This window comes from Microbacterium sp. Leaf288, from assembly GCF_001422925.1.
Classification (GTDB): domain Bacteria; phylum Actinomycetota; class Actinomycetes; order Actinomycetales; family Microbacteriaceae; genus Microbacterium.
The window spans coordinates 350,451-375,774 of record NZ_LMNI01000010.1 but is presented as its reverse complement, the minus strand read 5'-3'; the positions used below and the strand labels follow the sequence as shown (position 1 = coordinate 375,774).

Here is a 25,324-nt window from a genome sequence, read left to right as displayed (position 1 = left end):
AGCGGACTCTTCAGCCGGGGTCTCGTCCGACGGCTGCTCCGTCTCGGCGGCGTCGCCGGCCGGAGCGTCGTCGGCGGGTTCGGATTCCTCAGGCGCCGCGGCATCCGCGTCCGCCGTGACATCCGTCGCGGTGGCGGCGTCGTCATCGACGGCCGGTGTCTGGTTCTCGTCGGCCCCGGCGGTCTCGGGGGCGTCGGTCTCGGGCTGGAAGTCTGCTGCGGCAGTCACGGGTTGCACCTCATCGCGGCTCGCGCCGTCTGTAGGGAGTAGGACGGCTCACAGCCTAGTACGGCGGATGCCCCGCCTGAGATGCGGTTGCGGCGCGAGACCCGAGATGTCAGGGCGTGGGCGTCGGGGTCGCGCTCGGCTCCGGCGTCGTCGTCGCCGACGGGGTCGGCTCCGGCGTCGTCGCGGTCGGCGTCGGTGTCGACGAGGGCGACGGTGCGGGGGCACCGGGTCCGGCCACGAAGTACAGCGTCTGGGCGCCGATCAGGCCGAGCACGAGCACGCCGCCGACGATGCCCGCGATCAGGTTGTCGCGCGTGCGACGGCGCGCCTGGTCCTCGTGGAACTGACGTCGCGCCTCGTACAGCCGCGTGCGCTCCCGCGCAGCCCGTGCGTCACGGTCCTTGCCACCGGTCGCCACGTGACCTCCTCGTTCCGTTCGTGTCGGGCGCATGCGCCTCGTGCCAGGCAGCGCCCGGGCGGCTTGATCCTACGGGCCCGCACCGCGGCGGCCAAACCGCCGCGGATCCCGTGTCATGAGCGGGGGATAGCCTGGTGAGGTGAACGGTCCGACTGCGCTCTTCCAGGGGCTGACGCCTCTCGCGGTGCGCATGCGCCCGACCTCGCTGGAAGAGGTCGCGGGGCAGTCGCATCTGCTGCGGGCGGGGTCTCCGCTGGTGACCCTCGCGAATCCGGATGCCGCGGCCCGCGCAGCGACGTCGGTCATCCTGTGGGGCCCACCGGGCACGGGGAAGACGACGCTCGCCCAGGCGATCGCCCGTTCCTCGGGGCGCCGGTTCGTCGAACTCTCGGCGGTGACCGCCGGCGTGCGCGACGTACGCGAGGTCATGCAGGAGGCGTTGACGCAGCGCGATCTGTACGGCCAGTCCACGATCCTGTTCCTCGACGAGATCCACCGCTTCACCAAGGCGCAGCAGGACGCGCTCCTGCCCGGCGTCGAGAACGGCTGGGTGGTGCTCATCGCGGCGACCACCGAGAACCCGTCGTTCTCCGTGATCTCGCCCCTGCTGTCACGGTCGCTGCTGCTGACGCTCAAGCCGCTCACCGACGAAGACCTCGGCATGCTCCTCGACCGCGCGGTGGCCGATGCCCGCGGACTGTCCGGCGCGGTCGTGCTGGGGGACGAGGCGCGCGCCGCACTCGTGCGGCTCGCTTCCGGCGACGCGCGGCGTGCGCTCACGGCACTCGAGGCCGCAGCATCCCTCGCCATTCCCGATGAGGACGACGACCAGGACGAGGCCGCCACCCCCGAGATCTCGGCCGACGACGTCGCGCAGGCCGTCGACCGCGCACTGCTGCGCTACGACCGTCAGGGCGACGAGCACTACGACGTCATCAGCGCGTTCATCAAGTCGATCCGGGGATCGGATGTGGATGCCGCGATCCACTACCTCGCCCGCATGATCGAGGCGGGGGAGGACCCGCGGTTCATCGCCCGGCGCCTCATCATCTCGGCCGCGGAGGACATCGGGCTCGCCGACCCTCAGGCGCTGCCGATCGCCGTCGCCGCCGCCGACGCGGTGCAGTTCATCGGCATGCCCGAAGGCCGCATCCCGCTCGCCGAGGCCACGGCGTACCTCGCGACCACCGCGAAGTCGAACGCCGCCTACCTCGCCATCGACGCGGCGATCGCCGACGTGCGCTCGGGCGGCTTCGGCCGCGTGCCGATACACCTGCGCGACGCTCACTACCCGGGGGCGAAGCGCCTCGGTCACGGCAAGGGCTACGTGTATCCGCACGATGCCGAGATCGGCATCGCGCCGCAGCAGTACCTGCCCGACGAACTGCGCGGCCGGCGCTACTACGAGCCGAAGGCGCTCGGAGCCGAGCGCGACGTCCAGGCACGTCTCGAGAAGATCCGTCGCATCCTCGACGGCGGCTGAGCGACCCAGGCGGGCGGCGATATCCCTCAGGGGTAGATTGATATCCCTCAGAGGGATATTGTGGGGGCGTCGATCGAAGGGGGCCCCGTGCAGTTCGTCATCCTCGGCCTGCTCCTGAGCGGGCCCCTGTCGCTCTACGACCTCCAGAAACGGTTCGCCGCCGGCATCTCGCTCTTCTACAGCGCCAGCTCCGGCAGCATCCAGCGTGCGCTCCAGCACCTCGCCGCCGACGGCGCGGTCGTCGTCGCGGATGCCGACGACAGCCGACGCGGCCGCAAAGTCCACGCGATCACCGACGACGGAAGGCAGCGGTGGCGCGCGTTCATGCTCGCCCCCATCGCGGACGGAACGGATGCCGAGACCATCGTGCTCGCGAAGGTCTTCCTGCTGGGGCGGCTCGAGGCGCCCGAGGATCGCTCGGCCGTGGTCCGCGGCATCCGTGCGCACATCGACAGCTCCACCGGGATCCTTCGGGCGCTCGCGGACGACGTCGATGCGCGGAGCGCGGGTCTCGACGACGACGCGCGCCGGGTCTTCACGTTCCAGCGCGCGACGCTCGACTACGGGCTGCGCTCGCACGCCCTGCTGCGCCAGTGGATCGACGAAGTAGGAGGGCAGGCATGAGCGAGAGACAGCCGCCCCGTGCGCGCGGACTGTTCGGCGCGGCGACGGCCGTCGCCCTCGTCGTCGCGGTGGTGTTCGCCACCATCGGCGACGGCGTCGAGGTCGCCGAGGCGACGGGACTGCGCGCCGCGGTGATCGACGGCGGGCACACACTGGTGTGGGTGCTGCTGACCGTCGCGTTCGCGATCGCGACCGTGCGCGCCAGGTGGAGCCGGCTGTCGAACGCGATCGCCGTCGCTGCCGGAATCACCTACGCGCTGTTCCTCGTGGCGGTGTTCGTGTGGAGGTAGCCGCCATCGCTCTCGCCCCCCTCGCCGCCCTCGTCGCATGCCTCGTGCTCGGGGCGCTCGCGGTGCTCCAGATCTGCGTCGCGGCCGGGGCTCCGTGGGGCAGGTTCGTCTGGGGCGGGGCGCATCGCGTGCTGCCGCGCGGTCTGCGCATCGCCAGCGCCGCATCCGTCCTCCTTTACGCCGGCTTCGCCGCGGTGCTCCTCAGCCGAGCCGGGATCCTGTCGGGCGGCGATAGCATCGCCGTGCGCATCCTGACCTGGGTGCTGTTCGCGTACTTCGCCGTCGGGATCCTCATGAACGCCCTCTCGCGGAGCCGCGCCGAGCGCCTCACGATGACGCCTGTCTGCATCGTGCTCGCCGCGTCGACGCTGGTCATCGCCCTCTCATGAAGGCCCGGCCGCGCGTCTGGTAGGGTTGAGGGGCTCGAAACGCAGTTTTCGGGCATCCCCTCTCTTCCTGACCTACCTTCCGGCATGCCCCGGCGTGCAGTCCGGACAGGGCGAAGACAGGGCGATACGTCCGCGGGCCGTGAAAGACACGGCCGCGTCATCGAAAGGAACGCTTCGTGGCAACGAAGTCCCAGGACCGCCGCAAGGTCCGCCTCTCCCGCGCCCTCGGCATCGCGCTGACCCCCAAGGCAGCCAAGTACCTCGAGAAGCGCCCCTACGCGCCGGGTGAGCACGGCCGCACCAAGCGCAAGCAGGACAGCGACTACGCCGTCCGCCTCCGCGAGAAGCAGCGTCTGCGCGAGCAGTACGGCATTCGCGAGAAGCAGCTGCGCATCCAGTTCAACGAGGCCCGTCGCACCCAGGGCCTGACGGGTGAGAACCTCGTCGAGCAGCTCGAGATGCGTCTCGACGCCCTCGTGCTGCGCGCCGGCTTCGCCCGCACCACCGCGCAGGCGCGCCAGCTCGTCGTGCACCGCCACATCCTCGTGGACGGCCAGCTCGTCGACCGCCCGTCGTTCCGTGTGAAGCCGGGTCAGCTCATCCACGTCAAGGCCAAGAGCGAGGGCATCGAGCCCTTCCAGGTCGCAGCGCTCGGCGGTCACGCCGAGGTCCTGCCGCCCGTTCCGGGCTACCTCGAGGTCGAGCTCGACAAGCTCCAGGCCCGTCTCGTGCGTCGCCCCAAGCGCGCCGAGGTTCCCGTGGTCTGCGACGTCCAGCTCGTCGTCGAGTACTACGCAGCTCGATAATTCTGCGAACACGCGAAGGGCGTCGGGGAGACCCGACGCCCTTCGTCGTTTCCGCATACGATGGGTGGATGCCGCGCCCCGGCGGCCCGCGAGGAAGTGGTGACATGAAGAACCTCCTGTGGTTCCTGCTCGGCATCGCCGGCGGTTTCGTTCTCGCCCACCTGGTCAACAAGGACCCGCGCGGCCACGAGATCCTCGCTGACGTCGACGCCCGCATCACGGAGTTCACCGACCGCATGGGCGACGCGTACCGCGAACAGGAGGCCCGCTTCGCCGGCCTCGTCGACGACGTGAGGGATGCCGCCGCCGACGCCGCGTCGAGCGCACGGGCGGCAGCGGCCGACGCCGTCGGGAACGTCGCCGACGCCGTCGACGACGCGGCCCGCAAGATCGCCGACTGAGACGCCCCGGCGGCGGCGCGCCGCCGGCACGCTCGAACCCCGCCACACTCCCCGAACACGCACGCATTCGCACGCACACGCAAGGACCCGCATGAAGACCGCCGAGATCGCACAGCGCTTCCTCGATTACTTCGAGAAGAACGGCCACACCATCGTCCCCTCGGCATCGCTGGTGACCGACGACCCGGCGCTGCTGTTCACCGTGGCGGGCATGGTGCCGTTCATCCCGTATCTGTCGGGCGACGTGCCTGCGCCGTATCCGCGCGCGGCCGACAACCAGAAGTGCATCCGCACCAACGACATCGAAGAGGTCGGCAAGACCCCGCGTCACGGCACGTTCTTCCAGATGCTGGGCAACTGGTCGTTCGGCGACTACTTCAAAGAAGGCGCGATCCGCTACGCGTGGGATCTGCTGACATCGCCCGAGGCCGACGGCGGGCTCGGCTTCGACCAGAAGGACCTGTGGGTCACCGTCTACGAAGAGGACGACGAGGCCCACGACCTCTGGCTGAAGCTCACCGACCTGCCCGAGGAGCGCATCCAGCGCCTCGGCAAGGACACGAACTACTGGAGCACCGGCCTGCCGGGACCCGCGGGCCCCTGCTCGGAGATCTTCTTCGACCGCGGCCCCGAGTACGGCATCGACGGAGGCCCTGCGACCGACGACGACCGCTACGTCGAGATCTGGAACCTCGTGTTCATGCAGTACGAGATCACGAACGTGCGCTCGAAGTACGACTTCGACATCGTCGGCGAGCTGCCGAACAAGAACATCGACACCGGCATGGGTCTGGAGCGCATCGCTTTCATCAAGCAGGGCGTCGACAACATGTACGAGACCGACCAGGTGCGTCCGGTGCTCGACAAGGCTGTCGAACTGTCAGGTCGCACGTACGGCGCGAACCACGACGACGACGTGCGCTTCCGCGTGGTCGCCGACCACGTCCGTTCGTCGCTCATGCTGATGTCGGACGGCGTCACGCCCTCGAACGACGGTCGCGGCTACATCCTGCGCCGTCTCATGCGCCGTGTGATCCGGTCGATGCGCCTGCTCGGCGTCGACGGGCCGACGTTCGAGGTGCTGTTCACCGCATCGCGCGACGCCATGAGGGCCGCCTACCCGGTCGTCGAGACCGATTGGGCCCGCATCTCGCAGTACGCCCTCGCGGAAGAGGCGACGTTCCTGCGCACCCTCGCGGCGGGGGAGTCGATCCTCGACGAGTCGCTCTCCGAGACGAAGGCCTCCGGCGGCACGACCCTCACCGGCGCCGAGGCGTTCCTGCTGCACGACACGTACGGCTTCCCGATCGACCTGACGCTCGAGATCGCCGAAGAAGCGGGCCTCAGTGTCGACCGCGCGGCGTTCGACGGCCTCATGCAGGAGCAGCGCGCGCGCGCCAAGGCCGACGCGCGGGCGCGCAAGCGCCAGCTCGCCGACACGAGCGTGTACCGCGACCTGCGGGCGCAGGGCGAGACCGTCTTCACCGGCTACACCGATCTCGAGGCCCAGTCGCAGGTGCTCGGCATCCTCGTCGACGGCGTGTCGGTCGACCGCGCGAGCGTCGGCCAGATCGCCGAGGTGATCCTCGCCGAGACCGCGCTGTACGCCGAGTCGGGCGGCCAGGTCGCCGACAAGGGCGTCATCGTCGGACCGGGCTACGAGCTCGAGGTGCTCGACGTGCAGAAGCCGGTGCCGGGACTCATCAGCCACACCGTCGAGGTGTCGACGGGAGAGGTCGGCGTCGGTCAGGCGGCGACGACGGTGGTGGATGCTGCGAACCGCCGCGCCGCCCGTCAGGCGCACTCCGCGACGCACCTGGTGCACGCCGCGCTCCGCGACACGCTCGGCAAGACCGCGACGCAGGCCGGATCGCTCAACCGCGCCGGCTATATGCGCTTCGACTTCTCGTGGGGCCAGTCGCTGTCGGACGAGACCAAGACCGAGATCGAGGAGATCGCCAACAACGCGGTGCGCGACAACCTCGAGGTGACGACGCGCGTCCTGCCGCTCGACGAGGCGCGCTCGCTCGGTGCGATGGCGCTGTTCGGCGAGAAGTACGGCGACACCGTGCGCATGGTCGACATCGGCGGCCCGTGGTCGCGGGAGCTCTGCGCCGGCACGCATGTGTCGACGAGCGCCGAGATCGGGCTGATCAACCTCGTCGGCGAATCGTCGGTGGGCGCGTCGAACCGCCGCGTCGAGGCGCTGGTCGGTCTTGACGCCTTCCGCTCCCTCGCGGCCGAGCGCGCCCTCGTGTCGCAGCTCACGACCTCGCTCAAGGCGCCGCGCGAACAGCTGCCCGCGCGCATCGCCGAGCTGCAGGCGAGCCTCAAGGCCGCCGAGAAGAAGATCGCGGCATTCGAAGCCAAGGCCCTCGGCGACCGGCTCCCGGCCCTCGCTGCCACGGCGACGCGGGTCGGCGACACCGTCGTGGTCGCCGAGTCGCTCGGCAACGCCGCATCCGCCGACGACGTCCGCTCGCTGGCGCTGCAGGTGCGCGAGCGCCTCGGCTCCGAGGCCGCGGTGGTCGCGCTCGGCGCGGTCGTGAACGAGCGCCCCGTCGTGATCGTCGCCACCAACGACGCGGCCCGCGCAGCGGGCGCCAAGGCGGGCGTCCTCGCCAAGGGCGCCGCCGGTGTGCTCGGCGGCGGCGGCGGTGGCCGCGACGACGTCGCCCAGGGCGGTGGAACGGATGCTACGGCCCTGCCCGCGGCACTGGTCTCGGTGAAGGACGCCCTCGGCGCGTGAGCGGCTTCAGGCGCGGCACGCGGCTCGGCATCGATGTGGGCAAGGCCCGGGTCGGGGTCGCGAAGTGCGACCCCGACGGTCTGCTCGCCACTCCGGTCGAGACGGTGCCGCGTGACGAGGCATCGGTGCCCCGCATCGTGGCGCTGTCCGACGAGTATTCGGCGGTCGAGCTCTACGTCGGCCTGCCGCTGAACATGCGGGGCGAAGACACGGCGTCGACACAGGACGCCCGGGACTTCGCTGCGGCGCTGGCGGCGGCCTCCGGGCTCCCCGTGCGCCTCGTCGACGAACGGCTCTCCACGGTCTCTGCACACGCGGCACTGCGCAGTTCGGGCAGAACCCAGCGTTCGTCGCGTAACATCGTGGACCAGGTCGCCGCGGTCGTCCTGCTCCAGCAAGCGCTCGACGTCGAGAAGAGCACCGGACGACCTCCCGGAACCCCCGTCCCCCAGGAGCCCGCCTGATGCCCGATTCATCGCCCGACGGCGACGCCGTACCCCCGTCGCGCCGCGCCGCCCGCGAGGCCGCCGCGCGACAGGCGACGACGGGCCAGACGCCGACGACGCCGGCTGCCGCTCCCGCGGCACCGGCGACGCCCGCCGCCCCGGCCGCCACGTGGGAATCGCTCATCACCGGCGCCACGCCCGTTGTTGGGACCGCTGCCACCGCTCCCGCCGCGGCCTCCGCCGCCCAGCCGGCGCAGGGCAGCGGCTTCCAGCCGGTGCCGCTGCGCACCCCGCGCCCGACCACGGAGCCGATCGACGTCGCGTCGCCCGTCGAGGACGACCCGTGGATCTTCGCGTCGGCGGGCGTCAGCCCGGCGATGCCGTACAGCCGCGGAGGGGCGGCGCCCGCAGCCGCTCCCGCGACCTCGATGGCGGCTGCTGCATCCGCGGGGCACGCGCGGGACGCGGCCGACGAGCCCGCGCCCTCCACCGGTTCGCTCGAGGACCTCTTCAGCGGATCGGCGTCCACGAGCGAGATCGGGCACGCCCCGCCGCCGCCGAACAAGAAGCGCCGGCGCATCGGCGGCTGGATCGCGCTCGGCGTCGTGCTGCTGATCCTCGGCGGCATCGCGGCCGGCGGCCTGTACGTCTGGAACACCTACGAAGACAAGATCCGCGAGGTGATGGGCTGGGAAGAGCCCAAGGACTACGAAGCGGGGCTGGCGAACGGCGAGACGTTCGTCACGATCGCCCAGGGCGACACCGGCTCGCCCATCTCGCAGTCGCTGTACGACGCGGGCGTGACGAAGACGCCCGACGCGTTCTACGACTTCCTCATCACGAGCGGGCAGAACCCCACCTTTCAGCCGGGCGTCTACAAGCTCCAGAAGCAGATGACGAGCGAAGCAGCCCTCGCCGCGCTCATGGATCCCGCCAACAAGCAGGAGTTCACCGCCCAGATCCCCGAGGGCTACACCGTCGAGCAGACGCTTGCACGGATCTCGGAGGGCACCGGCATCCCGCTCGAAGAGCTCACCGCGGCGGCTGCCGACTCGTCGGCGTACGGCGTGCCCGCAGCCCCGGACGTCGTCGCGGCAGGTGGACAGCCACTCGAAGGCTGGCTCTTCCCGGCGACCTACACCTTCGACCCGACGGTCACCGCGCAGTCGGCCATCCAGACGCTCGTCGACCGCACGCTCCAGTCGCTCGACGCCGCCGGTGTGCCTGTCGAGCGGCGCCAGGAGATCCTCACGACGGCCTCCGTCGTTCAGCGTGAGGCCAGCTCCGGGGCCGACATGCAGAAGGTGGCGCGCGTCATCCTCAACCGGCTGGACGCGAACAACCAGGAGACATTCGGCAAGCTCCAGATGGACTCCACGGCGCAGTACGGCTACGGCGAGATGCACGACGGGACGGTCAGTTCGTCTGAGGAGGCCCTCAACGATCCCAACCCGTGGAACACCTACGTCCACACGGGACTGCCCGTCGGCCCGATCGCCAACCCGGGAGACGTTGCGATCGACGCCGCGATGCATCCGGCGGACGGCCCCTGGCTCTACTTCGTGACGGTGAACCTTCTCACCGGCGAGACGCAGTTCAGCTCGACCTACAGCGAGCATCTGAAGTACGTCGAGCAGTGGCAGCAGTGGTGCCGCGACAACCCGGACCAGGGGTGCTGAACCCCCACGCGTCGCGCCTGGAGGTCTGGGGCGACCCGATCGCGCACAGCCGCTCGCCGCAGCTGCACGCCGCGGCGTACGACGTTCTCGGGCTCGACTGGACCTACGGACGCCGCCGGGTGGACGAGGGGTCCTTCGCCGGCGAGCTCGCCGGGCTCGACGACGCCTGGCGGGGCCTCTCGCTCACGATGCCGCTCAAGGGGGTCGCGTTCGCGGCCGCGGCGGTGCTCGACCGCCGCGCCGAGCTGACCGGCGCGGTCAATACGCTGCTGCTCGACGCCGACGGCGCCCGCGGTTTCAACACCGACGTGGGCGGCATCGTCCGCACCCTCGCCGACGACGGCATCATGACGGCGCCGCGGGCGCGGATCGTCGGGGCCGGCGCCACCGCGACCTCCGCCCTGGTCGCACTCGGAGAGCTCGGCGCCCGCGAGGTGGACGTGGTCGCCCGCCGCCCCGAAGCCGTCGCGCCGCTCGCCGACCTCGGCCGCCGCATCGGCATCGCCGTGACGGCCACGCCGTTCGCCGCATCCGTTCGTGCCGACGTGCCGCTCACGATCGCGACGCTTCCGGGCGACGCACCGGTTCCGGATGCCGCGGCCGACGCCCTCGCCCGCTCCGGCGGCCACCTTCTCGACGTCGTGTACGGACACTGGCCGACCGCGCTGTCGGCCGCGTGGGAGCGCGCCGGCGGCACCGCCCGCTCGGGACTCGGGATGCTGCTGCACCAGGCTCTGCTGCAGATCCGGATCTTCCGGCACGGCGACTCCGACACGCCCCTCGATCGCGAGGCGGAGGCGCTGGAGGCGATGCGCCACGCGCTCGGCGAGCACGCCGCGGCGTAACGGCCCCCCGGGGCGTGGGAGACTGGACCAATGCTCCGCGTGCTCACGGCCGGCGAATCGCACGGCCCCGAACTCGTCGCCGTCATGGAGGGCCTGCCTGCGGGCGTCCCCATCTCCCGCGCCGCGATCCAGGCGGATCTCGCGCGCCGCAAGCTCGGCTACGGCCGCGGTTCGCGGATGAAGTTCGAGGAGGACGAGCTCACGATCTCGTCCGGCGTCGTGCACGGCACGACCCTGGGCAGCCCCATCGCGCTGCGCATCGGCAACACCGAATGGCCGAAGTGGGTCGAGGTCATGAGCGCCGAGCCCGCGGACCTCACGGAGAAGTCGCGCGGACGCGGCGCCGCGCTCACGCGCCCCCGCCCCGGTCACGCCGACCTCGTCGGCATGCAGAAGTACGGCTTCGACGAAGCTCGCCCGATCCTCGAGCGCGCGAGCGCCCGCGAGACCGCCGCCCGGGTCGCCCTCGGCGCACTCGCACGAGCGTTCCTGGCCGAGCTCGGCATCCGTCTCGTCAGCCACACCCTGTCGATCGGCCCGGTGCAGGTCCCCGAGGGCTCGGCGCTGCCGACTCCCGACGACGTCGACGCGCTCGACGCCGACCCGCTGCGCTGCTTCGACGCCGCCACGAGCGCGGCCATGGTCGCCGAGGTCGACGACGCCCGCAAGGACGGCGACACGCTGGGCGGCATCGTCGAGGTGCTCGCCTACGGGCTGCCCCCGGGACTCGGCTCGCACGTGCACTGGGACCGCCGCCTCGACGCGAAGCTCGCGCAGGCGCTCATGAGCATCCAGGCCATCAAGGGCGTCGAGGTCGGCGACGGCTTCGAGACCACGCGCCGCCGCGGCTCCGCCGCGCACGACGAGCTGTTCGTCGCCGACGACGGCATCACGCGCTCGAGCGACAAGGCAGGCGGTACCGAGGGCGGCATGTCGACCGGCACGGTGCTGCGCGTGCGCGCCGGCATGAAGCCGATCGCCACGGTGCCGAAGGCGCTGCGCACGGTCGACGTCGCCACCGGCGACGCCGCCTCGGCCCACCACCAGCGCTCCGACGTGTGCGCCGTGCCCGCAGCGGGAGTCGTCGCGGAGGCGATGGTCGCGGTCGTGCTGGCCGACGTCGTGCTCGAGAAGTTCGGGGGCGACAGCGTCGCCGAGACGCGCCGCAACATCGAGGGCTACCTCGCGGCGATCCCCGACGCACTGCGCAGTGCCGCGGCCAGCGACGCCGGCCTCGCCGACCATGACCTCGCCCTCTGACGCCGTCGTGCTCATCGGTCCCATGGGGGCCGGCAAGACGAGCATCGGCAAGAAGGTGGCGCGCGCGCTGAGCCTTCCGTTCTTCGACACCGACGCCGCGGTCGTCCGCGACCACGGGCCGATCGACCAGCTGTTCGTCGAGCGCGGTGAGGCGCAGTTCCGCGCCGCCGAGCGCGCCGCCGTGGTCGAAGGGCTCGCGAGCGGCGGGGTGGTCTCGCTGGGCGGCGGCGCCGTGCTGAACCCCGAGACGCGCGCCGACCTCGCCGGGCATCGCGTCGTGCTGCTCACCGTCTCCCCGCGGGTCGTCGCGGGCCGTGTCCGCGACTCGAACCGGCCGCTGCTGCAGGGCGGCGACGATGCGATCGAGCGCTGGACCGCGATCTTCGAAGAACGCCGGCCCGTCTACGAGGAGCTGGCCGACATCACCTTCGACACCTCCACCGGTCCGCTGCAGGACGTCGTCGACGCCCTGGTCGCGTGGGTGCGTGGCGGGAACGATCAGGAGGACCCGAAGTGACGGATGCCACGACCATCACCGTGAGCGGAGACGCGAGCTACGACATCACCGTGGGACACGGCATCCTGTCGTCCGTCGGCGAGGCGCTGCCGCCCGCCGCGCGCAAGGTGCTCGTGATCCATCCGCCGACCCTCGCCGCCGAGGCGGAGCGCCTGCGCGCCCAGCTCATGGCCGACCGCGAGGTGCTTCTCGCCGAGATCCCCGACGCCGAAGCGGGCAAGCGCATCGAAGTGGCCGCCTTCTGCTGGCAGGTCATGGGCAAGGCGGACTTCACCCGCACCGACGCCGTCGTGGGGTTCGGCGGGGGAGCGGTGACCGACCTCGCCGGGTTCGTGGCCGCGACGTGGCTGCGGGGCGTCGAGGTCGTACAGGTGCCGACCACGGTGCTGGGCATGGTCGACGCCGCCGTCGGCGGCAAGACCGGAGTCAACACCGCCGAGGGCAAGAACCTCGTGGGCGCGTTCTGGGCGCCGCGCACCGTGATCTGCGACCTCGACCTGCTCGACAGCCTGTCGCGCAACGAGCGCGTCGCCGGCTACGCCGAGGTCGTCAAGGCCGGCTTCATCTGGGCCCCCGAGATCCTCGAGCTGATCGAGGCCGACCCCGAGAACGCGGTCGACCCGCAGAGCGCCGCGTTCCGTCGCACCATCGAGCTCGCCATCGAGATGAAGGCGCGGGTCGTGGGGGAGGACCTCCGCGAGGCGGGCCTGCGCGAGATCCTCAACTACGGCCACACCCTCGGCCACGCCATCGAGCACGCCGAGCGCTATCGCTGGCGTCACGGCGCCGCGATCTCCGTGGGCATGGTGTTCGCCGCCGAGCTGTCGCGCCTCGCGGGCCGGCTTCCGGATGCCGCCGCCCAGCGCCACCGCGACATCCTCGAGTCCCTCGGCCTGCCGACGAGCTACCGCCCCGGCGCGTGGCCCCAGCTGCTGTCGTCCATGCAGCGCGACAAGAAGAGCCGCGGCGCGATGCTGCGCTTCATCGTGCTCGACGACATCGCCAAGCCCACGGTGCTGCAGGCGCCGGACGAGTCGCTGCTCTTCGCCGCGTACCAGGAGGTCGCGGGGTGAGCAGTGTGGCCGTGCGCCGCGTCCGCTCCGATGAGTGGCAAGCGGTGCGCGAGCTGCGGCTCGAATCCACGAGCGATCCCGACGCGAACATCGCCTTCCTCGAGACGCCGGCGCAGGTCGCGGCCCGCTCGGAGCAGTTCTGGCGTGAGCGCGCCGAACTGGCCGCCGGGAGCGAGACCGCCGCGCAGTTCGTGGCGGTGGTGGACGACGCGTGGGTGGGCAGCCTCTCCGTGCTCGTCCGCGCGACCGGGCAGACCGATCACCTGGGCCGCTTCGTCGACGACCGTCGGGCGGATGTCGTCGGGGTCTACGTCAACCCGGCTCATCGCGGCACGGGAGCGATCGACCTCCTGCTGGCCGCCGCCGCGGAATGGGTGACGTCGCTCGGGCTCACCCGGCTCAGCCTCGACGTGCACCGGGACAACCCCCGTGCCCAGGGGGCGTATCGCCGGGCGGGTTTCGTGCCCACGGGCGAGACGTTCACCAGCGTCATCGGTCCCGAGATCGTGATGGCGCGCCCGCTGCCATGACCGCGAAGGCCCCTCCCGCATCGCGGGACGGGGCCTGCGACGGCCGCGGGGCTCAGGCAGCCGGCACGAGCGCCTCGCGCTTCTCGGAGCGGAGGCCGAGCTCGGCCGTGGGGATGCTCTTCGACTCGTGTGCCGTGAGGGCGCTGACGGTCGCGATGAGTGAGATCACCGCGGTGAAGACGCTGATGACGACCCACCCGCCCTCCTGCACGCCACCCAGCGCCGTGACGATGGACGGGGCGAAGCCCGCCATGAGGAACCCGAGCTGCGTGCCGATCGCCATGCCCGAGAACCGCACGCGCGTGCTGAACATCTCGCCGTAGAACGACGGCCACACGGCGTTCGCAGCGGCGTACCCGAACGAGAAGGTGAGCACCGCGAGCAGGAACGTCACGAACTCGTTCCCCGCCCCCATCGACAGCATGTAGAAGGGCATGAACACCGCCGACGAGAGCGCGCCGTAGATGAACACCGGCTTGCGGCCGATGCGGTCGGCCAGAGCGGCGAACAGGGGCTGCGTGCCGATCGCGACGAAGTTCGCGACGACGACGAGCCAGAGCGTGATGGCGGCGTTGAGCCCGACCTCGACGCCGTAGGCGATGGCGAGGTTGCCGAACACCGTCGAGACGGCGGCGATGAACGCGCAGCAGATGACACGGAGCACGTCGCGCCAGTGGTCGCGCAGAAGCGGGATGAGCGGCATCCGTGCGATCCTGCCCTCCGCCTTCGCCTGCTCGAACTCGGGCGTCTCGTGCAGCGTCCGCCGGATGAAGAAGGCGACCAGCACCACGACCGCGCTCAGCCAGAACGGCACGCGCCAGCCCCACGTGTACTTGATCTCGTCAGGGAGCGCGACGACCGGGATGAAGATCAGCGCGGCGAGGATCTGGCCGCCCTGGGTGCCCGTGAGGGTCCACGACGTGAAGAAGGACCGGCGGTCGTCGGGCGCGTGCTCCAGCGTGAGCGACGACGCACCCGCCTGCTCGCCGGCGGCGGAGAGGCCCTGCATGAGCCGGCACAGCACCAGCAGCGCCGGGGCGGCCCAGCCGATCTGCTCGTAGCCCGGGAGGCAGCCGATCGTGAAGGTCGAGATCCCCATCAGCAGCAGGGTGAACATGAGGACCTTCTGCCGACCGATGCGGTCACCGAAGTGGCCGAGGATGACGGCGCCGACAGGCCGCGCGATGTAGGCGAAGCCGAACGTCGCGAACGACATGACGAGGGCGGCCTGATTGTCGGACGGGAAGAAGACGGTGGGGAAGATGAGCGCTGCGGCGGAGCCGAACAGGAAGAAGTCGTAGTACTCCACGGCGCTGCCCATGAAGCTGGCGACAGCCGCCTTCACGGGGGTCTTCCGCGTCGTTGCGGTGGTGGTCATCGGACGTCCTTGTCTTGTGAGTGTCACGCCGGCACGGGGTGCGGCGCAACGAGGTCGTGGAAGTGGCGGATCATGCGGGCGGGGTCGGGCTGGTGGCCCGTGATGAGGCGGAAGGCGTCGACGGCCTGGTGGACCGCCATGCTTCCGCCGTCGAGCGTGGCGCAGCCGGCGTCGCGGGCAGCGCGCAGGAGCGCGGTGTCGAGGGGCCGGTAGACGATGTCGGCGACCCACAGCTCGGGCCGCAGCAGGTCGGGGGAGAACAGCATGCCGGGGTGCTCCTTCATACCGGTCGGCGTGCAGTGCACCAGCCCCGAGGCCGACGCGAGGAGGTCCGGGAGCGCATCCGTCGTGGCGTGGCGCACCTCGACCGCATGCCGACGCGCCAGGTCGGCCGCCAGCTCCTCAGCCCGTTCGGCGTCGATGTCGACGACCGACAGACGGCGGGTCCCGACGCGGAGCAGGGCGTCTGCGACGGCGGAGCCGGCACCGCCCGCCCCCAGCAGCGTCACGTCATCGACCGACGCGCGCGGAAGGCCTGTGCGGAACGCCGTCTCGAAGCCGGTGGTGTCGGTGTTGTGACCGACGAGCCCCTCGTCGGTGAAGAGCACGGTGTTGACCGAGCCGAGCGCCTGGGCGAGCGGGTCGACGCGGTCGAGGTACTCGAGCACGAGACGCTTGCACGGGTGGGTGACGTTGAGGGCGTCGAACCCGAGGCGACGCGCCCACGCGAGGATGTCCGGCAGCTGGTCGGGAGCAAGGCCGAGGGTCGTCAGGTCGATGGTCCGGTACACGTAGTCGAGGCCGAGGGCGCGGGCTTCGGCCATGTGCATCGCGGGCGTCAGGGAAGGGGTCACGCCCGTTCCGACGAGCCCGACGAGGTACGGCGGTGTCTGGCTCATGGCACTCCTTCGTCCGACCGGTACGTCTATGTACTAACTGGTACGTTCAGAGAAAACCATGACAGATCGTCGATGTCAAGCGCGACCGGGTCTCGGGAGTTCGACGGGCACCACGACGCGACGCCGGGATCGAGCGGGCGACGGCGGGTGCGCCGGTTACCGCGAGGCGTTCGTGAGCCAGCCGACGACGACGTCGCCGATGAGGGATCGCAGGTGGCGACGGCGTTCGGGATCGGTGAACGACACGTCGAAGAGGTAGCCGAACGTGTACTGGTTGGCGATCTGGAACACGCAGTAGGCGCTGATGACGAGGTGGACGTCGATCGCGTCGACATCCTCGCGGAAGACACCTGCCGCGCGGCCGAGTTCGAGGATCTCGTCGAGAAGGGTCTTCGCGGGCTGGGCGAGCGTGCGGAGCGAGTCGATCCGCCGGATGAACTCGCCGCGATGGATGTTCTCGATGGCCACGAGCCGGATGAAGGCGTCGTGCGTCACGTGGTGGTCGAACGTGAGCTCAGCGAGCCGGCGGATCGCCGCGACGGGATCCGTATGATCCACATCGATCGCCTGCTCAGCCTCCCGAATGCCCTGGTAAGCGTTCTCGAGCACCGCCAGGTAGAGCTGCTCCTTGCCGCCGAAGTAGTAGTAGATCATCCGCTTCGTCGTGCGCGTGCGCTCGGCGATGTCGTCCACGCGGGCCCCGGAATACCCCTCCTCGGCGAACACCTCTGTCGCGACCGCGAGGAGCTCGGCTCGCGTCCGCTCGGCATCGCGGGTAACGGGGGGCACGATCGCCAGGATAGTGGGCGGCAGACGCGGCGCCCGTGAGGGAGGGGGTGCGTCACAATGTACCAACTGGTACATTGTGACGCCATGAGGACCTCCATCGCGACGGTGTGCATGAGCGGGACGCTCGTCGAGAAGCTGCACGCTGCGGCCGCAGCAGGCTTCGACGGCGTCGAGATCTTCGAGCCCGACCTCGTGTCGGCGCCGGAGAGCCCGGAGGAGGTGCGTGCTCTCGCGGAGCGCCTCGGGCTGACGCTGGACCTGTATCAGCCGATGCGCGATGTCGAGGGAGTCGACGAACCGGCATTCCAGGACGTGCTGCGGCGCGCGGAAGCGAAGTTCTCCCTCATGCGGCGGCTGGGGATCGACGTCGTGCTCTGCTGCAGCAACGTGGCGACCGCGACGACCGACGACGACGCGGTGTCGGCATCCCAGCTTCGCCGGCTCGGTGATCTCGCGCAGGAGTACGGCGTCCGGATCGCCTTCGAGGCGCTGGCGTGGGGCAGGTACATCGACGACTACCGTCGTGCGTGGCGGATCGTACAGCTCGCGGACCACCCGGCCGTCGGCGTCTGCCTCGACTCCTTCCACATCCTCTCCCGCGGCCACGACCCGGCGGCGATCGAAGACATCCCGGGCGACCGCATCTTCTTCCTTCAGCTCGCCGATGCGCCCGCTCTCTCGATGGACGTCCTGTCGTGGAGTCGGCACCATCGCCTCTTCCCCGGGGAGGGGAGCTTCGATCTGACGCGCTTCCTCACCCACGTCGTGCGCGCCGGCTACGACGGCCCGGTGTCTCTCGAGGTCTTCAACGACACCTTCCGGCAGGTCGACGTGAGTGGGACCGCCGTCCACGCGCGGAGGTCCCTGCGCTGGCTCGAAGACGCCGTCGCACGGGAGCTCGGAAGCGCCGCGCCCGCCGACTTCGAGACGCTCGCCGACGCCGGCACGCCCGTCGGATTCGATTTCGTCGAGATCAAGGCCGAGGACACCTCGAGCATCGAGGCGCTCCTCACGATGGTCGGGTTCACGCCGCGCGGCAAGCACCGCACGAAGCCCGTCACGCTGTGGACGGCCGGCGACGCACGCGTCGTGCTCAACGAGCAGCACGCCCGCGACCTCGACCCGCACATCGCGGCGGTCGGGTTCGACGTCCCCGACGCCGCCGCGCTCACCGCGCGGGCCGCCGAGCTGGGGACGCCGTTCGCCTACCGACGCACGTACGCGGGGGAGCAGCTGCTCGACGGCGGCACCGCGCCGGACGGCACCGAGATCTTCTGGTCGTCGCGCGGCACCGAGATCGAACCGACGTGGGCCGCCGAGTTCGAGCACGGCGAACCGCTGCGCGACAGTCCCATCACCGCCGTCGACCACGTGAGCCTCGGCCAGCCCTGGCAGGTCGTCGATGAGGCGATCCTGTTCTTCTCCTCGGTGCTCGAACTTCCGACGGCGAGCTCGACGGAGGTGGCGAGCCCGCAGGGTCTCGTGCAGAGCCGCGTCATCCAATCCCCGGACGGCTCCATCCGCATCCCGCTCAACGTGTCGCCGCCGATCCTGTCGGGGCGACCGGCCGCCATGCCGCAGCACGTCGCCTTCGCGTGCGACGACATCGTGGCGCTCGCGCGCGCCGCCAAGGCGAGGGGCCTGCACCCGCTGCCGATCCCGCGCAACTACTACGAGGATCTCGCCGCACGGTTCGACCTCGACCACGGGTTCCTCGCGACGCTCCGCGAGCTCGACCTCGTCTTCGACCGCGACGCGCAGGGCGAGTATCTGCACTTCTACACAGCCACGGTCGGCGACCTGTTCTGCGAGTTCGTCGAGCGCCGCGGCCGGTACGACGGGTACGGCGCCGGCAACGCGCCCGTCCGGCTCTCCGCGCAGCGAGCCGGCGCCGCGCGCGCTGATATCGTGCGAGCATGACCGCCCCTCGCCGCCTCCTGCTCGTCAACGGCCCCAACCTGAACCTCCTGGGCACCAGGGAGCCCGGGATCTACGGCACCGAGACACTGGCGGACGTCGTGCGCGTGACGACGGATGCTGCCGCCCGGCGCGGCTTCGAGCTGCGGGCCGTCCAGAGCAACCACGAGGGGGTCCTCCTCGACGCGATCCACGACGCGCGACAGGACTGCGCCGGCATCGTCATCAACCCCGGCGGTCTGACCCACACCTCCGTCGTGCTGCGCGACGCCCTCTCGGGCGTCGCCCTGCCGGTGGCCGAGGTGCACATCTCGGATGTGAGGGCGCGCGAGGAGTTCCGCCACCACTCGTACGTCGCCGATGTCGCCGTGGTCCACGTGATCGGAGAGGGTGTGCCCGGCTATGCGACGGCGGTCGCGCGCCTCATCGACATCCTCACCGGGCAGGCCGAGGGCTGACGAATCGGCCGGGGACCAGGCATCCCGTAGAATCGAACGTCGGCATTTCCGACCCCTGATCTCGTTCACGGGGCAGCGATCGCCTCCACGCACTTCAACGAAACGGATTCGTACCCTCATGGCTTCCACCGCAGACATCAAGAACGGCGTCGTCCTGTCGATCGACGGACAGCTCTGGAACGTCATCGAGTTCCAGCACGTCAAGCCGGGCAAGGGTGGCGCCTTCGTCCGCACGAAGCTCAAGAACGTCGTCTCGGGCAAGGTCGTCGACCGCACCTACAACGCCGGCGCGAAGATCGACATCGAGAACGTCGACCGCCGCGACTTCACCTACCTCTACAACGACGGCGACAACTTCGTGTTCATGGACGTCGCGGACTACGACCAGATCAACGTCGGCGCGGCGACGGTCGGCGACGCGGCCCACTTCCTGCTCGAGAACCAGCAGGTGCAGATCGCTCTCAACAACGGCAACCCGCTGTACGTCGAGCTCCCGGCATCCGTCGTCCTCGAGATCACCTACACCGAGCCGGGTCTGCAGGGCGACCGCTCGTCGGCCGGCACCAAGGCCGCCACCGTCGAGACCGGCTACGAGATCCAGGTTCCCCTGTTCGTCGAGACCGGCACCAAGGTCAAGGTCGACACCCGCACGGGCGACTACCTCGGCCGCGTCAACTGACGTCGGCGGTCGCTGACAGATGAGTGCCCGTACGAAGGCGCGCAAGCGCGCGCTCGACATCCTGTTCCAGGCCGACGTCCGCGGCGACACGCCCGCGACCGTCCTCGCCGCCGAAGCCCAGCGCGCGGCGAACGAGCCCGCACGTCAGGCCTCGTGGCTCTACGCGCGCGAGATCGTCGACGGCGTGATCGACAACCAGGACGCCATCGACGAGCAGATCACGACGTTCGCGAAGGACTGGACGCTCGCCCGCATGCCCGCGGTCGACCGTGCCGTGCTGCGCATCGGCGCGTGGGAGATCCTCTACAACGACGAGGTGCCCACCGCTGTCGCGATCGACGAGGCGGTCGAGCTGGTCAAGGAGTTCTCGTCCGACGAGTCGGGCCCCTTCGTGCACGGCGTCCTCGCCCGCATCGCGCGCGCGAGCTGACGACGAGCGGGCGCCCGTCCGGGTGTCGGCGGGAGCGGGCAGGATGGATGCCGTGACCCCGCCGCCTGTCGGACCCCCTCCGTTCGTCGACCCCGGGCACATCCGCCGGTTCGTCGACAGCGGCACGTACGAGCGCGGCCTCGGCTACTTCGCCGACGGCGCCGTCGAGCGCCTCGAGTGGGACCCGCTCACGTCGGTCATCGAGGCGGTGGTGGCAGGCAGCGGTGGCCGGACGTACCGCTGCCGCGTGCGGCTCGACCCGCAACGCGTCGATCACCCCATCGCGGCGACATCCTGCACGTGCCCGGTGCAGTTCGACTGCAAGCACACGGTCGCGACCCTTCTCGCGGGCAACCGCCTCGCCTCCGCGGCACCTGCCGCCGACCGCGGCTCGTCATGGCGCGACGTGTTCACCCCTGCCGCACCGGCGGACCGGGCCCGCACCGCGCTCGCCCTCGGCGTCGAGCTCCGGCAGCGCATTCGGCGCGGCGCGTCGACCTGGGCGCCGGCGCGCGTCGAGTCGGCGACGCCGCGGAGCCTGCACCAGCACGGGGCGGACGTGCTCGTCGGCCTGCGCCCGCTCGAGCGCTCGGCCCGCTCCGACACGTGGATCAAAGGCGGCGTCTCGTGGGACGCGCTGCGCCGGCCGACCACCGCCTACGACCCCGCGCAGGCGCGCTGGTTCGCGGAGCTGCACAGCATCGGCCGCGACGTCCGCTCGTTCGGCGCGTTCTCCGACGTCTCGGAGTGGCTGACCCTCGACGACATCGAGTCGAGCCTGCTCTGGCCGCATCTGGCCGCGGCGGCGGATCGCGGCGTGCCGCTCGTTCCCACCAAGCGCACCGCGGCGGTCGCCCTCGCGACGTCGGCGGCGGTGACCGTGCAGGCGCACCGCACCGGCCGCGGGCTCGAGATCGCGCCCGTGGTCACGATCGACGGCGAGCGCGCGGATGCCGCCGCCCTGCGCCCGGTCGGACGCACCGGCGTGTACCGGTTCTCCGCCGAGCGCGAGCGCATCACCCTCGTCCTCGCCGCAGTGGAACTGCCGGACCCGGTTCCCGCGCTCCTCACGGCGCGTGAAGCCGTCGTCGTGCCGGGGCCGGAGGCCGAGGAGTTCGTCCGCGACCATCTGCCGCGGATCGCGCGCCGGGTCGAGATCGATGCGCCCGGCCTCGACATCGCCCCGCCGCCTCGGCCGCGGCTCGTCGCACGTGTGCATTTCGAGCCGAACCACCGGCTCGTCTACACGCTCTCATGGCGGTACGGCGACGGCGATCTCCTCGGACTCGACTCGACCGGAGCGGATCGTGACGCCGCGGCCGAGACGGCGATCCGCGGCCGCGTCGAGTCGCTGTGGCAGGGGCACGCGCCCGCCGACTTCGCCTCCGCCGACACGCTGACGGGCCTCGACGCGGCGGAGTTCGCGGCGCGCCTGTTGCCGCTCCTCGAAGCGGACGCCGACGTGAGCGTCGAGATCTCGGGGGAGCGGCCGCAGTACCGGGAGCTCGCCGGCGACCCGCGCATCGACGTGACGACGGTCGAGACGAACGATCCGGACTGGTTCGACCTGGGTGTCGTGGTGACGATCGACGGCCGCCGCATCCCGTTCGGCACGCTGTTCACAGCGCTGTCGCGGGGGCGCAAGAAGATCCTGCTGAGCGACGGCGCGTATTTCTCGCTCTCACATCCCTCGCTGCAGCGCCTGCGCGACCTCATCGACGAAGCCGGCGAGCTCGAGGAGTGGGAGACCGGGCCGCGCATCAGCCGCTACCAGACGGCACTCTGGGCGGACTTCGAAGACCTCGCCGACGAGGCCCAGCCTGCGGTGTCCTGGCGCGCGACGGTGGAGGCGCTGCGCGACGCCGACGGTGTGCCCGCAACCCCTCTGCCGTCGGCGCTCCACGCCGAGCTGCGCCCCTACCAGCGGGCGGGGTACGACTGGCTCGCCTTCCTCTGGGAGCACCGCCTGGGCGGCATCCTCGCCGACGACATGGGACTCGGCAAGACGCTCCAGCTGCTCGCCCTGATCGCCCATGCCCGAGAGTCCGGCGAGGCGCGGCCGTTCCTCGTCGTGGCGCCGACGTCGGTGCTCTCGACCTGGCGCAGCGAGGCTGCCCGCTTCACGCCCGATCTGCGGGTCGCGGTCGTCGACGCGACGCGCGCGAAGCGCGGAACGACGGTGACGGATGCCGCGGCCTCGGCCGACATCGTCGTCACGTCGTACGCCCTGCTCCGCCTCGACGAGCGCGAGTTCGCCGCGGTGCCGTGGGCGGGTCTCATCCTCGACGAGGCGCAGTTCGTGAAGAACAGCCAGACCAAGGCGTATCGCGCCGCGCGGGATCTGTCCGCGGACGTCGTGTTCGCCGTGACCGGCACGCCGCTCGAGAACAGCCTCACCGAGCTGTGGGCGCTGCTGTCGCTCACGGCGCCGGGGCTGTTCGCCTCGAGCCGGCGGTTCCGCGAGGAGTACGTGGGGCCGATCGAGAAGGGCAAGGTCCCCGAGAACCAGGAGGGAGGCGAGTACCGCGCCGGTCGCCTGGCGCGACTGCGGCGCCGCATCCGTCCGCTCGTGCTGCGGCGCACGAAGGAGCTCGTCGCCGCCGACCTCCCCGCCAAGCAGGAGCAGGAGGTGCGCATCGAGCTGGGCGCCGCCCATCGCGCCCTGTACGACACCGTGCTGCAGCGCGAACGCCAGAAGGTGCTCGGACTCCTCGACGACCTCGACCGCAACCGGTTCATCGTCTTCCGATCCCTGACGCTCCTGCGCATGCTGAGCCTGGCACCCGAGCTCGTCGACCCGGCGCACGCGAGCATCGCCCCGAGCAAGCTCGCCGCGCTCTTCGAACAGCTCGACGAGGCACTGGCCGAGGGGCACCGCGCCCTCGTCTTCAGCCAGTTCACGTCGTTCCTGGGCCTGGTCGCCAAGGAACTCGAGGCACGCGGCATCCCGTACGCGTACCTCGACGGATCGACGCGCGACCGCGACGCCGCCGTCGCCGCGTTCCGCGGGGGAGAGGCGCCGGTGTTCCTCATCAGCCTCAAGGCCGGCGGGTTCGGTCTGACGCTGACCGAGGCGGACTACGTGTTCCTGCTCGACCCGTGGTGGAACCCCGCCGCCGAGGCGCAGGCCACAGGCCGCGCGCACCGCATCGGCCAGCGCCGCAGCGTGATGGTGTACCGGCTCATCGCGAACGGCACGATCGAGGAGAAGGTCATGGCGCTGCAGCAGCGCAAGGCGCGGCTGTTCCGCTCGGTGATGGACGACGACGCGCTGTTCGGGCAGGCGCTCACCGCCGACGACATCCGCGGGCTCTTCGACGACTGATCCTGCACCGCCCCCGCGGGGCCGGATCCGGTTTTGCACGGCGGGCGATCCGGTACGCCCCGCGAGCCTCACCTAGACTCGTCTGGTTCGACAGGAGGGCAACCCCATGCGCATCACGGGCCTCGGCCACGCCGGAATGTTCATCGAGACGGCGGGAGGAAGCATTCTCTGCGACCCCGTCATCGGGCCGACCTTCTTCGGGTCGTGGTTCCCGTTCCCCGACAACCGGGCGCTCGACTGGTCGACCTACGGCAAGGCCGACTTCCTCTACATCTCCCACCGCCACCGCGACCACTTCGACCCGGCGCTCATGCAGAAGCATGTGCCGAAGACCATCAAAGTGCTGCTGCCGGACTACCCGACGGACGACCTCGAGCAGGATCTTCGCCGCCTCGGCTACGACAACATCGTCTACACGCAGGCCGGCGTGCCGCTGGAGTTCGGCGACCTCAAGGTCATGGTCACGCCGCTGCGGGCGCCGAGCGACGGGCCGATCGGCGATTCGTCGCTGTCGGTCGACGACGGCACCGCCAGCATCCTGAACCAGAACGACTCGCATCCGCTCGACCTCGAGAAGCTGATGTCGTTCTCCAAGCCCGAGGCGTACTTCACGCAGGTGTCGGGCGCGATCTGGTGGCCGATGGTCTACGACCTCCCTCAGGACGCCAAGCAGAACTTCGCCAAGCTCAAGCGCGACGCGCAGAACAAGCGCGCGATGTACTACATCGAGAAGGTCGACGCCGAGCACGTCTTCCCGATGGCGGGGCCGCCGATGTTCCTGCGCGAAGAGCTCTTCAAGTACAACGGCTACGGCATCGACGACGACTCGATCTTCACCGACCAGCGGCAGTTCCTCGCGCACATGGCGCAGCTGCGTCCCGAGCAGAAGGGCTACGAGTTCGTGCCGGGCACGGTCGTGGAGCTGAACGGCGGCGAGATCTCGGTCACGCAGACGCTCTACACGCAGGCCGAGATCGATCGCATCTTCGACGACAAGTGGGCGTACCTGGCCGAGCAGCGCGACTCCCGCCAGGATGAGATCCGCGCTGAGGAGGCCTCGCGCGCGGCCGTGCTCGCGCCCGACGAGATGCTCGCCGCGATCAAGGAGTGGTGGGAGCCGCTGCTGCGCCGCGCCCGCACGATCCGCAGCGGCGTGGGCGGTGTGGTGCGCTTCCGCATCGGCGAGCTCGACATGGTCGTGGACTTTCCGAAGGCCAAGGTGCGCGAGTACGCCGACGGCGACGAGTGCATCTACTGGTACACGATCCCCGCAGATCTGGTCTCGACCAACATCGCCGACCACGAGATCGACTGGTCCAACTCGATCTTCCTGTCGATGCAGTTCGCCGTCGGCCGCAGCGGCAAGTTCAACGAGTTCCTCACCACCTTCCTCAAGTGCCTCTCGCGGGACCGCATCGAGTACGTCGAGAACTGGTACGCCGAGCAGACCGACCAGACCGAGGACGCCCAGCTCGGCGACTGGATCGTGCAGCGCCGCTGTCCGCACCTGCGCGCCGATCTCACCAAGACGGGGAAGATCGAGGACGGCGTGCTCACGTGCTCGCTGCACGACTGGAAGTGGGACCTCGCGAGCGGGAAGTGCCTGACGAGCCAGGGGCACCCGATCCGGGCGTCCCAGGTCGAGGACGACCTGTACCGCGCGGCGACGACCCCCGCGGCCTGACGAACCCGCAACGCCGGCTCGTTGTAG

General features: G+C 70.7%; 24 protein-coding genes. 20 read left to right on the top strand and 4 right to left on the bottom strand.

Annotation, left to right across the window (positions count from 1 at the left end; all coding sequences use genetic code 11):
- Positions 1 to 337: 337 nt before the first annotated feature.
- Positions 338 to 646, bottom strand: a complete 309-nt coding sequence (locus ASF40_RS05965) for a dioxygenase (protein WP_157549450.1) — start codon at positions 644 to 646, stop codon at positions 338 to 340.
- A gap of 190 nt (positions 647 to 836) precedes the next feature.
- Here ASF40_RS05965 and ASF40_RS05960 point away from each other — a divergent pair, with 190 nt between their 5' ends.
- From ASF40_RS05960 to ASF40_RS05895, 14 genes are all read left to right on the top strand, one after another.
- The gene (locus ASF40_RS05960) at positions 837 to 2,129 is read left to right on the top strand and encodes a replication-associated recombination protein A (RefSeq protein ID WP_056368256.1); all 1,293 of its coding nucleotides are present in this window, start codon (positions 837 to 839) and stop codon (positions 2,127 to 2,129) included.
- Between the two features lie 87 nt (positions 2,130 to 2,216).
- Positions 2,217 to 2,753, top strand: a complete 537-nt coding sequence (locus tag ASF40_RS05955; RefSeq protein ID WP_056368254.1) for a PadR family transcriptional regulator — start codon at positions 2,217 to 2,219, stop codon at positions 2,751 to 2,753.
- Positions 2,750 to 3,043, top strand: a complete 294-nt coding sequence (locus ASF40_RS05950) for a hypothetical protein (RefSeq protein ID WP_056367291.1) — start codon at positions 2,750 to 2,752, stop codon at positions 3,041 to 3,043. The genes ASF40_RS05955 and ASF40_RS05950 overlap by 4 nt, the downstream gene beginning before the upstream one ends.
- A complete protein-coding gene (locus tag ASF40_RS05945) occupies positions 3,034 to 3,432 on the top strand; it encodes a hypothetical protein (RefSeq protein WP_235560146.1) in 399 nt (132 codons plus the stop codon). The genes ASF40_RS05950 and ASF40_RS05945 overlap by 10 nt, the downstream gene beginning before the upstream one ends.
- A gap of 176 nt (positions 3,433 to 3,608) precedes the next feature.
- Entirely contained in the window at positions 3,609 to 4,238 is a 630-nt protein-coding gene (gene rpsD, locus ASF40_RS05940) for a 30S ribosomal protein S4 (protein ID WP_056367290.1), read from the top strand.
- A gap of 104 nt (positions 4,239 to 4,342) precedes the next feature.
- The gene (locus tag ASF40_RS05935; RefSeq protein ID WP_056367289.1) at positions 4,343 to 4,639 is read left to right on the top strand and encodes a hypothetical protein; all 297 of its coding nucleotides are present in this window, start codon (positions 4,343 to 4,345) and stop codon (positions 4,637 to 4,639) included.
- Positions 4,640 to 4,730: 91 nt separating this feature from the next.
- Positions 4,731 to 7,388 (top strand): alanine--tRNA ligase, encoded by a 2,658-nt coding sequence (gene alaS, locus ASF40_RS05930; RefSeq protein ID WP_056367288.1) that lies wholly within the window; start codon positions 4,731 to 4,733, stop codon positions 7,386 to 7,388.
- On the top strand, positions 7,385 to 7,852 hold the full coding sequence (gene ruvX, locus ASF40_RS05925; protein ID WP_056367287.1) for a Holliday junction resolvase RuvX: 468 nt from the start codon (positions 7,385 to 7,387) through the stop codon (positions 7,850 to 7,852). The genes alaS and ruvX overlap by 4 nt, the downstream gene beginning before the upstream one ends.
- Entirely contained in the window at positions 7,852 to 9,513 is a 1,662-nt protein-coding gene (gene mltG / locus ASF40_RS05920; protein WP_056367286.1) for an endolytic transglycosylase MltG, read from the top strand. The genes ruvX and mltG overlap by 1 nt, the downstream gene beginning before the upstream one ends.
- Positions 9,507 to 10,358, top strand: coding sequence for a shikimate dehydrogenase (locus ASF40_RS05915; RefSeq protein ID WP_056367285.1), 852 nt, complete (start codon positions 9,507 to 9,509; stop codon positions 10,356 to 10,358). The genes mltG and ASF40_RS05915 overlap by 7 nt, the downstream gene beginning before the upstream one ends.
- Before the next feature lie 30 nt (positions 10,359 to 10,388).
- A complete protein-coding gene (gene aroC / locus ASF40_RS05910) occupies positions 10,389 to 11,618 on the top strand; it encodes a chorismate synthase (protein WP_056367284.1) in 1,230 nt (409 codons plus the stop codon).
- The gene (locus ASF40_RS05905; protein ID WP_056368251.1) at positions 11,602 to 12,135 is read left to right on the top strand and encodes a shikimate kinase; all 534 of its coding nucleotides are present in this window, start codon (positions 11,602 to 11,604) and stop codon (positions 12,133 to 12,135) included. Before aroC ends, ASF40_RS05905 begins: the two co-directional genes overlap by 17 nt.
- A complete protein-coding gene (gene aroB, locus ASF40_RS05900; protein ID WP_056367283.1) occupies positions 12,132 to 13,208 on the top strand; it encodes a 3-dehydroquinate synthase in 1,077 nt (358 codons plus the stop codon). The genes ASF40_RS05905 and aroB overlap by 4 nt, the downstream gene beginning before the upstream one ends.
- Positions 13,205 to 13,738, top strand: a complete 534-nt coding sequence (locus ASF40_RS05895; RefSeq protein WP_056367282.1) for a GNAT family N-acetyltransferase — start codon at positions 13,205 to 13,207, stop codon at positions 13,736 to 13,738. The genes aroB and ASF40_RS05895 overlap by 4 nt, the downstream gene beginning before the upstream one ends.
- 52 nt (positions 13,739 to 13,790) lie before the next feature.
- Here the strand turns inward: ASF40_RS05895 and ASF40_RS05890 are convergent, their stop codons facing one another.
- From ASF40_RS05890 to ASF40_RS05880, 3 genes are all read right to left on the bottom strand, one after another.
- Positions 13,791 to 15,116: an MFS transporter gene (locus ASF40_RS05890; protein WP_056367281.1), complete on the bottom strand. Its 1,326-nt coding sequence runs from the start codon at positions 15,114 to 15,116 to the stop codon at positions 13,791 to 13,793.
- 23 nt (positions 15,117 to 15,139) lie between these two features.
- A complete protein-coding gene (locus ASF40_RS05885; protein WP_056367280.1) occupies positions 15,140 to 16,015 on the bottom strand; it encodes a shikimate dehydrogenase in 876 nt (291 codons plus the stop codon).
- A 156-nt stretch (positions 16,016 to 16,171) separates the two neighbouring features.
- On the bottom strand, positions 16,172 to 16,804 hold the full coding sequence (locus ASF40_RS05880; RefSeq protein ID WP_235560145.1) for a TetR/AcrR family transcriptional regulator: 633 nt from the start codon (positions 16,802 to 16,804) through the stop codon (positions 16,172 to 16,174).
- A gap of 84 nt (positions 16,805 to 16,888) precedes the next feature.
- Here ASF40_RS05880 and ASF40_RS05875 point away from each other — a divergent pair, with 84 nt between their 5' ends.
- From ASF40_RS05875 to ASF40_RS05850, 6 genes are all read left to right on the top strand, one after another.
- Positions 16,889 to 18,724 carry a bifunctional sugar phosphate isomerase/epimerase/4-hydroxyphenylpyruvate dioxygenase family protein gene (locus ASF40_RS05875; protein ID WP_056367279.1) on the top strand — a complete coding sequence of 612 codons (1,836 nt, stop codon included), beginning with the start codon at positions 16,889 to 16,891 and terminating at the stop codon, positions 18,722 to 18,724.
- Positions 18,721 to 19,179, top strand: coding sequence for a type II 3-dehydroquinate dehydratase (aroQ, locus tag ASF40_RS05870; RefSeq protein ID WP_056367278.1), 459 nt, complete (start codon positions 18,721 to 18,723; stop codon positions 19,177 to 19,179). The genes ASF40_RS05875 and aroQ overlap by 4 nt, the downstream gene beginning before the upstream one ends.
- 118 nt (positions 19,180 to 19,297) lie before the next feature.
- On the top strand, positions 19,298 to 19,858 hold the full coding sequence (efp, locus tag ASF40_RS05865) for an elongation factor P (protein WP_056367277.1): 561 nt from the start codon (positions 19,298 to 19,300) through the stop codon (positions 19,856 to 19,858).
- Positions 19,859 to 19,877: 19 nt separating this feature from the next.
- Entirely contained in the window at positions 19,878 to 20,288 is a 411-nt protein-coding gene (gene nusB, locus ASF40_RS05860; protein WP_056367276.1) for a transcription antitermination factor NusB, read from the top strand.
- A 52-nt stretch (positions 20,289 to 20,340) separates the two neighbouring features.
- Positions 20,341 to 23,613, top strand: a complete 3,273-nt coding sequence (locus tag ASF40_RS05855) for a DEAD/DEAH box helicase (protein ID WP_235560144.1) — start codon at positions 20,341 to 20,343, stop codon at positions 23,611 to 23,613.
- Between the two features lie 106 nt (positions 23,614 to 23,719).
- Positions 23,720 to 25,297: a Rieske 2Fe-2S domain-containing protein gene (locus ASF40_RS05850; protein WP_056367275.1), complete on the top strand. Its 1,578-nt coding sequence runs from the start codon at positions 23,720 to 23,722 to the stop codon at positions 25,295 to 25,297.
- Positions 25,298 to 25,324 lie beyond the last annotated feature (27 nt).

What these genes read in the sequence shown, in the direction of transcription:
- ASF40_RS05960 (WP_056368256.1), top strand. Translation starts at nt 837, where the DNA reads ATGCGCCCGACCTCGCTGGAAGAGGTCGCGGGGCAGTCGCATCTGCTG.
- ASF40_RS05950 (WP_056367291.1), top strand. Translation starts at nt 2,750, where the DNA reads ATGAGCGAGAGACAGCCGCCCCGTGCGCGCGGACTGTTCGGCGCGGCG.
- ASF40_RS05935 (WP_056367289.1), top strand. Translation starts at nt 4,343, where the DNA reads ATGAAGAACCTCCTGTGGTTCCTGCTCGGCATCGCCGGCGGTTTCGTT.
- alaS (WP_056367288.1), top strand. Translation starts at nt 4,731, where the DNA reads ATGAAGACCGCCGAGATCGCACAGCGCTTCCTCGATTACTTCGAGAAG.
- mltG (WP_056367286.1), top strand. Translation starts at nt 7,852, where the DNA reads ATGCCCGATTCATCGCCCGACGGCGACGCCGTACCCCCGTCGCGCCGC.
- aroC (WP_056367284.1), top strand. Translation starts at nt 10,389, where the DNA reads ATGCTCCGCGTGCTCACGGCCGGCGAATCGCACGGCCCCGAACTCGTC.
- ASF40_RS05905 (WP_056368251.1), top strand. Translation starts at nt 11,602, where the DNA reads ATGACCTCGCCCTCTGACGCCGTCGTGCTCATCGGTCCCATGGGGGCC.
- ASF40_RS05890 (WP_056367281.1), bottom strand. Translation starts at nt 15,116, where the DNA reads ATGACCACCACCGCAACGACGCGGAAGACCCCCGTGAAGGCGGCTGTC.
- ASF40_RS05885 (WP_056367280.1), bottom strand. Translation starts at nt 16,015, where the DNA reads ATGAGCCAGACACCGCCGTACCTCGTCGGGCTCGTCGGAACGGGCGTG.
- ASF40_RS05875 (WP_056367279.1), top strand. Translation starts at nt 16,889, where the DNA reads ATGAGGACCTCCATCGCGACGGTGTGCATGAGCGGGACGCTCGTCGAG.
- aroQ (WP_056367278.1), top strand. Translation starts at nt 18,721, where the DNA reads ATGACCGCCCCTCGCCGCCTCCTGCTCGTCAACGGCCCCAACCTGAAC.
- efp (WP_056367277.1), top strand. Translation starts at nt 19,298, where the DNA reads ATGGCTTCCACCGCAGACATCAAGAACGGCGTCGTCCTGTCGATCGAC.
- nusB (WP_056367276.1), top strand. Translation starts at nt 19,878, where the DNA reads ATGAGTGCCCGTACGAAGGCGCGCAAGCGCGCGCTCGACATCCTGTTC.
- ASF40_RS05850 (WP_056367275.1), top strand. Translation starts at nt 23,720, where the DNA reads ATGCGCATCACGGGCCTCGGCCACGCCGGAATGTTCATCGAGACGGCG.